The following is a 6,869-nucleotide window of genomic DNA, read 5'->3' on the forward strand; positions in this document are numbered from 1 at the left end:
CGACCCACCACCGTGTCCTCCTCCCGTCCCGTCTCAACGGACTCATCCAGCACCAACGCCGCTGCGCCCGCCACGGAACGCAACGCCGCACCCACTCTCAACGAGCGCCTCGAAAACCTCCCCTTCACCCGCGCCCACGGCAAGCTCCTGGGCATCTCGGGCCTCGGCTGGGCGCTCGACGCCATGGACGTCGGCCTTATCTCCTTCGTCATGGCCGCGCTCCTCAAGGAATGGCACCTCAGCCCCACCGAGGCTTCCTGGCTCGGTTCCATCGGTTTCGCCGGCATGGCGCTCGGCGCAACCTTCGGCGGTCTGCTCGCCGATAAGCTCGGCCGCCGCTACATCTTCTCCCTCACCCTGCTAATCTACGGCCTGGCGACCGGCGCCTCCGCGCTATCCACCTCGCTGGGATTGCTGCTGGTCTTCCGCTTCCTGGTCGGCCTGGGCCTGGGCGCCGAGCTGCCCGTGGCCTCCACGCTCATCTCCGAGTTCTCGCCCCGTTCCATCCGCGGTCGCGTCGTGGTCGCTCTTGAAGCATTCTGGGCCGTCGGCTGGATTCTGGCCGCCGTCATCGGCACCTTTGTCGTTCCCCAGGCCAACGGCTGGCGCTGGGCCCTGGCCATCGGCCTGATTCCCGCCATCTACTCGCTGGTGGTCCGCATGGGCACTCCCGAGTCCGTGCGCTTCCTGGAGTCCGTCGGCAAGCACGATGACGCCCGCCGCGTCGTCGAACGCTTCGAAGCCTCCCCCGCTCTCTTCCCCAAGGCGCAGAAGGCCGAAGAGACCGCCGTCCACGGCACCGAGGAGAGCACCGACAACGCCGAATCCGCCAAGGTCCACTCGATTTGGGCCGCGGGTCAGCGCCGCAAGACCATCGCCCTGTGCATCATCTGGTTCTGCATTAACCTCTCCTACTACGGCGCCTTCATCTGGATTCCGGCGTTGCTGAGCGCTCAGGGCTTCAGCCTGGTCAAGTCCTTCGCGTTCACACTCATCATGACCCTCGCGCAGCTGCCCGGTTACGCCGTGGCCGCCTACCTCATCGAGAAGTGGGGCCGCCGCGCCACCCTGGCCGCCTTCCTGATTGGATCCGCGCTGGCCGCGGCGGGATACGGCCTGGCACACTCCGACGTGTTCATCATCATCGCGGGTTGCCTGCTCTCCTTCTTCAACCTGGGTGCCTGGGGTGCGCTCTACGCCCTGAGCCCGGAAATCTTCCCGACTCACCTGCGCGGCACCGGCACCGGTGCTGCGGCCGGTATTGGACGCCTGGCCTCGATTGCGGCACCGCTCATCGTGCCCCCGCTCGTGGCCTTCGGCGGAACCCCATTGCTGTTCACGCTCTTCGCTCTGGCCTTCCTGACCGCCGCAACCACGGTGTTCTTCCTGCCTGAACGTCGCGGCCAGTCGCTCTAACCGCGATTCGCTGTAAACCCGCACGCCGTGCCCTCCCGCAGCTTTTGGGGAGGGCACGGCGTTCTTGTGGGCCATAATGGTTGAAGACCTAGAATACGTCTTTGAGGGGTCACCGCAATGCTTGATTCTTTTGTACCCACCGCCTACCGGACAGAGTTCACGCCCTGGCCCGTGAGCGAGCGCTACGCCACCGCCCGCCGCGCGGGAACGCCCGAGGCCCAGCTGCTCCCCGGCGAGTTCACGGTGCATCGTAGCGACGGGGCTTCCATGAGCTACTACCTGGACTGGCCCGAGAACTTCGGACCCGCCGATAAGCCGATTGCGTTGAGGCCCCGGTACAAGAACTCCTACCCGCAGGACTTCGTGCTCACCGTGCAGGTGCGCGATGCGCAGCTCCTTTTCAGCGTGTCCTCGCGTAGCTTCTGGGAGCAGCGCGACGGTCGCGCGGTGGAGCGCGGGTTGATAGCCCGCGGCTACCTTCCGCTGGATGCGCCCGGAACGCCCCGGCGCGATGAGAACCGGGGCAAGGAGAATCTACGCCAGGAAGGGGATTCTTCCCCCGCGGTCTCTTCCGCCCCGCCCCTGCTCGGCTGGGATATCACCGACATCTACCCGGCCCGCATGGCGCTGATTCGTGCACTCTGTGAAGGCCTCTGCGTATCTCTCGCGGCACAGGCCTCTGTTCTGGCCCCCGGCGAGGCCCGCGTGGACGAGCTCGGGGACAGGCTGCGGGCTGTACATCTGAATCCCTCCGAACGCCCGGATGAGGCAGAGGCGGGCCGAGAGGTTTCCGCGGGCATGGTGCGCGCGCTCATCATTGAGCAGGATGAATCCGCGGGCGGCGAGGCCCAAGCCTACTACGCCAACGTGCTCTCGCCCGTGCCGAACGAGTTCGGCAATATCGTCTGGTCCACCCGCGAGGACGCCGAATACTTCCCCTACCGCCCCGTGAGGCACAAGCCGATTTTCCACGTCCCCTGCCCCCGCGAACGGGTCCCCTTTGCTGTACAGGCACTCGTGCGGCATCTGCCCGAGGCTCCCGCAGCTACCGGCCGCGAGGCCCCTCCGCGCAGCCAGACCCTACCGGCCCCCGGCGAATCTCCCTCGGCCGATCCCCGTTAGGTCGCATCCGGCACGGTCACTTCCGGCACGGTTGCTTCCGGTCAGGCAGGCTCCGGGTGGAATGACTGCCGCCCCATAAACGCACGATGCCCCGGTTCCGCTTCACACGAAACGGAACCGGGGCATCGTCACTACAATGGCGTCTAGATTTCGCCGTTGACCACGACGGGCTCGGGTACGAGGGTTACGCCAAAGCGCTCGCGCACGCCGTCACGCACGGCGCGAGCAATCGCGAAGATGTCCTCGGCGGAGGCGCCACCGCGGTTCGTAATGGCCAGGGTGTGCTTGGTCGACAGGCTTGCGCGGCCGTGGGCAATCTCGCGGGACTCACCCTCCAGACCGAAGCCCTTGTCGAAACCGGCGTGCTGAATCAGCCAGGCCGCAGAGAGCTTCACGCGGTCCGGATCCTCGGTGCCGGGGCCGAAGGGGTTCACCTTGGTAATGACCGGGAAGTTCGGGGCGCCCTCGGGCAGGGACTCCAGGGTCGAGCGGGGCACAATCGGGTTGGTGAAGAACGAACCGGTCGAGAAGGTGTCGCGGTCCTCGGGGTTGAGCACCATGCCCTTGGAGCCGCGCAGTTCCAGAACCTTCTGGCGTACCAGCGCGGAGTCGGCGCGTTGACCGGGCTCCACGCCCAGGCTCTTAGCCAGCTCGGAGTACTTAATCGGGGAGGAGAGGCTACCCAGGGTGAACTGGAAATCGACGGTCAGCACCACGTAGCGGGGCGAGCCGTTGACGGTTGCGCGCTTGAGCACCGAGTCGCGGTAGCCGAAGCGCAGGTCTGCGCTTGCGAAGGTCTTCCGAGTGTTCTTTTCGCGGTCCCAGGTGCGTACGGAGGCGATGAACTCACCCACCTCCACGCCGTAGGCTCCCACGTTCTGCACGGGGGTTGCACCCACGGTGCCGGGGATGCCGGAGAGGGCGGCGGGGCCGACCCATTCGTTCTCGATGCTGAGCTTCACGAAGTCGTCCCAGATGGTGCCAGCCTGCACGCGCACGTTGGCGCCGCCGCAGGCGGGGATGGGCAGAACCTCTACGCCTTCGGAGGCGATGTGCACGACGGTTCCGTTGAAGCCTTCGTCGGAAACCAGCAGGTTGGAGCCGCCGCCCACGATGAGGACGGGTTCGCCTGCGGCGTCTGCAGCGGAGACTGCTTCGATAATTTCTGCTTCGGAGGTGGCACGGACGTAGGTTTTGGCGGGGCCGCCTACCTGGGCGGTGGTCAATTCGCTCAACAGCTTTTCAGTCATAGGTTAAGAATAGCGGGCGTTGCGGGAGGTCAACACCCGCCACGCGTTAAAGTCACTGAAACCTTATGGTGATTTTGCCTTCATTTTCCGCCGCACCTTTCTCAGAAAACGCAACTACCCCGCCGGTAAGCGCGCGAAAGCCCCGGCACCACCGCATGGGCGGCATCGGGGCCTTCACGCAGCTATCTGCGAGCACAGAAACTCTGTGCCGAGGGACTATGCCGAAAGACGAACCACAGCCTGGCTCTTCATCAGAACCTTCTGCTCCTTGCCTTCCTCGTCACGCGCGGTGACGGTCAGGTCGATGCGGGCGGTGCGCTCCTCCTCATTCAGGGCGCCCACCTTACCGCTGATAGTCAGGGCGTTCGTGGGGGTGTCGGGGTTTTCGCCGCCGGGTGCATCCGCCACGGGAACGGGCTTGGTGAATCGAGTCTGGTAGTCCACAATCGCGCCGGGGTCGCCCACCCAGTCGCTCACGAGCTGCACGGCGGTACCCATGGTCAGCATGCCGTGAGCAATCACGCCGGACAGACCCACCGACTGAGCAAAACGCTCGTTCCAGTGAATCGGGTTGAAGTCACCGGATGCGCCAGCGTAACGCACCAGCGAAGCGCGGGAAAGCTCCACGGTACGCAAACCGATGTCCTGGCCCTTTTCAAGATCTTCAAAACGCACCATTAGTTTTCCTCCTCGGCACGAACCAGCAGGGAAGAAATGCAGGTGGTGACCGGCTCGCCCTGGGCGTCAACGATTTCTTCGCGGGTGGTCAGCATTGCGCCGGCACCCATAACGCGCACGGAGTCCACGTGAACCTCGGTGCGCAGCTCGTCACCGGCCACGATGGGGCGGTGATGGGTGAAGCGCTGGTCGGCGTGCACGACGCGCGAGAAGTCGATGCCCGCGGACTCGTCGTTGATGAGTGCCGCGTCGGCTGCCTGCGCCAGGATAATGGCGAAGGTCGGCGGGGCGATGACGTCCGCGTACCCTGCCGCGCGGGCGGACTCGACATCGTAGTGGAAGGGGTGCTTGGCGTGAACTGCTCGGGCAAATTCGCGGATCTTTTCGCGACCGACAACGTAGGTGTTCTCGGACGGGTAGACCCTGCCCACAATCTCAGGGTTAATGCTCATGATTTCAGTCTACCGTTCTTGTGCACAGTGTTCAGCTCGAACGCGCAGAGTGGACAGACCGCTGTGCAGGTAACCGGCATGCAGGCGTGCAGTATTTCGTCGCATTTTTACCTGCTAGCGAAGGCCCCTACCCATCCAGCCCAAGCAGGCGTAGGCTGGGCGAGTACCCGCAATCAATCAAGAAGGAAAAATTGTGTCTTCCAACGTAAAAATTTCGGTGCTTGACCTGATGCCGCACCGCCCCGACCAGAGCCAGCACCAGACCATGCTCAACACCATCGATGCCGCCCGCGCGGCTGAGTCCTACGGTTACGAGCGCTTCTGGGTCGCCGAGCACCACAATGCCGGCTCCCTGCTGTCCTCGGCGACCGTCGTGGTCATGGCGGAGATTGCCGCCGCAACCGAACGTATTCGCGTGGGTTCGGGCGGCATTATGCTCCCCAACCACGCACCCTACGTGGTGGCGGAGCAGTTCGGTACCCTCAACGCATTCCACCCCGGCCGCATTGACCTGGGTGTGGGCCGTGCACCCGGCACCGACCCGATGACCGCCGCCGCTCTGCGCCGCGACGATTCTGCCGCCATGAGCTTCCCCGCCGAGGTGCAGCAGCTACAGCGCTTCCTGGGTGAACCCTCCCCCATGCACCGCGTGCACGCCATCCCCGGCCAGGGCTCGAAGGTGCCCCTGTACATTCTGGGTTCTTCCCTGTTCGGTGCGCAGCTTGCCGCACAGCTGGGTCTGCCCTACGCGTTCGCTTCGCATTTTGCGCCCGCAATGCTGCAGGAGGCGGTAGACACCTACCGCGCAAACTTCAAGCCCTCGGAGCACCTGGAGCAGCCCTACGTCATGGTGGGCGCCACCGCAATGCTCGCCGATACCGATGAGCGGGCACGCTACCTGTACACGAGCCAGCAGCAGCACTTCCTGGGCGTGGTGCGCGGCAATCTGTCTTTCGCACCTCCCGTGGAAGATATGGACGCCGTCTGGACCGACGCGGAGAAGATGCACATCGACCGCATGACCGCCGAAGCAATCGTAGGCTCCCCCGCCACCGCGCAGGCTCGCATTGAGGACCTGGTGGCGCGCACGGGCGCTGATGAGCTCATCGTCATGACCGAGGCATGGGAGCATGAGGACCGCCTGCGCTCCTACGAGCTGCTGTCCCAGCTGCCGGTGGTGCGCCGCGCCTCCTAACGCTTTGATCAGAGCATAAAGATGAAGCCCCCGAGTTTTTCTCGGGGGCTTCGCTATGCCCGGTATCGAGCCGTGCGCTGAGTACCTATTGAGCACCTGCAGACCAGGCTTCAGGCAAAGAAAATAGGCAGAGAAAATTGGCAAACAAAAAAGCCTGCCTCCGAAGAGACAGGCTTATCTGAGCCCCGACCGGGAATCGATCCCGGGACCTCCATCTTACCAAGATGGCGCTCTACCACTGAGCTATCGGGGCGTAGCGGTGGACGGGCTCGATCCGTCGACCTCACGATTATGAGTCGTGCGCTCTAACCAGCTGAGCTACACCGCCACATCATTAACGCCGCATAACGGGCTAATGACAGAGCCCCGACCGGGAATCGATCCCGGGACCTCCATCTTACCAAGATGGCGCTCTACCACTGAGCTATCGGGGCAACAGGTAAAACTATACATGGCTTTAGGGGCACCCGCAAGCGCGAATAGTATGGCATACACCACAATTTTACCCTCGGGAATCCACTCCTCCATGCTCCCCGCCATGCCGCCGCAATCGGACGCGCGAGACAAACAAAAGGCCGGCGGAGAAACGGATAATTCGTCCCCCACCGGCCTGGACGCTTTGAGCCCTCCCCGCGCTACGCGACGCTCCGGTCACGCGGCGCGGGATACGGCTTCCGGGATACAACGCCCGCTTAGTAGCGCTTGCCGCGACCGCCGCGGTAGCCGTCGCGACGGTTATCGTCACGACGGTTATTA

General features: G+C 64.2%; 6 protein-coding genes and 3 tRNA genes. 3 read left to right on the forward strand and 6 right to left on the reverse strand.

All coding sequences use genetic code 11. The features are described 5' to 3' along the window. Positions 1-12: 12 nt before the first annotated feature. Together HMPREF2874_RS07885 and HMPREF2874_RS07890 are read left to right on the forward strand one after the other, a co-directional pair. Entirely contained in the window at positions 13-1,416 is a 1,404-nt protein-coding gene (locus HMPREF2874_RS07885) for an MFS transporter (protein ID WP_049331809.1), read from the forward strand. Between the two features lie 117 nt (positions 1,417-1,533). Next, on the forward strand, positions 1,534-2,538 hold the full coding sequence (locus HMPREF2874_RS07890; RefSeq protein ID WP_070649888.1) for a histidine kinase: 1,005 nt from the start codon (positions 1,534-1,536) through the stop codon (positions 2,536-2,538). A 143-nt stretch (positions 2,539-2,681) separates the two neighbouring features. Here HMPREF2874_RS07890 and HMPREF2874_RS07895 read toward each other — a convergent pair whose 3' ends face one another. The 3 genes from HMPREF2874_RS07895 to HMPREF2874_RS07905 form a co-directional block, all read right to left on the reverse strand. Further along, positions 2,682-3,788, reverse strand: a complete 1,107-nt coding sequence (locus HMPREF2874_RS07895) for a UDP-N-acetylmuramate dehydrogenase (RefSeq protein WP_049347637.1) — start codon at positions 3,786-3,788, stop codon at positions 2,682-2,684. A 216-nt stretch (positions 3,789-4,004) separates the two neighbouring features. Next, entirely contained in the window at positions 4,005-4,466 is a 462-nt protein-coding gene (locus HMPREF2874_RS07900; protein WP_070649889.1) for a MaoC family dehydratase, read from the reverse strand. After that, a complete protein-coding gene (locus HMPREF2874_RS07905; protein WP_070649890.1) occupies positions 4,466-4,918 on the reverse strand; it encodes a MaoC family dehydratase N-terminal domain-containing protein in 453 nt (150 codons plus the stop codon). The genes HMPREF2874_RS07900 and HMPREF2874_RS07905 overlap by 1 nt, the downstream gene beginning before the upstream one ends. Before the next feature lie 193 nt (positions 4,919-5,111). On the opposite strand from HMPREF2874_RS07905, the gene HMPREF2874_RS07910 reads away from it, so the two are divergent. Next, positions 5,112-6,113 (forward strand): LLM class flavin-dependent oxidoreductase, encoded by a 1,002-nt coding sequence (locus HMPREF2874_RS07910; protein ID WP_070649891.1) that lies wholly within the window; start codon positions 5,112-5,114, stop codon positions 6,111-6,113. A 181-nt stretch (positions 6,114-6,294) separates the two neighbouring features. Here HMPREF2874_RS07910 and HMPREF2874_RS07915 read toward each other — a convergent pair. From HMPREF2874_RS07915 to HMPREF2874_RS07925, 3 genes are all read right to left on the reverse strand, one after another. Next, positions 6,295-6,366: transfer RNA gene (locus HMPREF2874_RS07915), tRNA-Thr, on the reverse strand. Position 6,367: 1 nt separating this feature from the next. Further along, positions 6,368-6,441 (reverse strand) — tRNA-Met (locus HMPREF2874_RS07920). A gap of 34 nt (positions 6,442-6,475) precedes the next feature. Further along, positions 6,476-6,547, reverse strand: a tRNA-Thr gene (locus tag HMPREF2874_RS07925). Positions 6,548-6,869 lie beyond the last annotated feature (322 nt).

It is taken from the genome of Rothia sp. HMSC068F09, from assembly GCF_001812775.1.
Lineage (GTDB): Bacteria > Actinomycetota > Actinomycetes > Actinomycetales > Micrococcaceae > Rothia > Rothia mucilaginosa_A.

Coding starts and splice junctions, on each gene's coding strand:
- HMPREF2874_RS07900 (WP_070649889.1), bottom strand. CDS start 4,466: ATGGTGCGTTTTGAAGATCTTGAAAAGGGCCAGGACATCGGTTTGCGT.
- HMPREF2874_RS07905 (WP_070649890.1), bottom strand. CDS start 4,918: ATGAGCATTAACCCTGAGATTGTGGGCAGGGTCTACCCGTCCGAGAAC.
- HMPREF2874_RS07890 (WP_070649888.1), top strand. CDS start 1,534: ATGCTTGATTCTTTTGTACCCACCGCCTACCGGACAGAGTTCACGCCC.
- HMPREF2874_RS07895 (WP_049347637.1), bottom strand. CDS start 3,788: ATGACTGAAAAGCTGTTGAGCGAATTGACCACCGCCCAGGTAGGCGGC.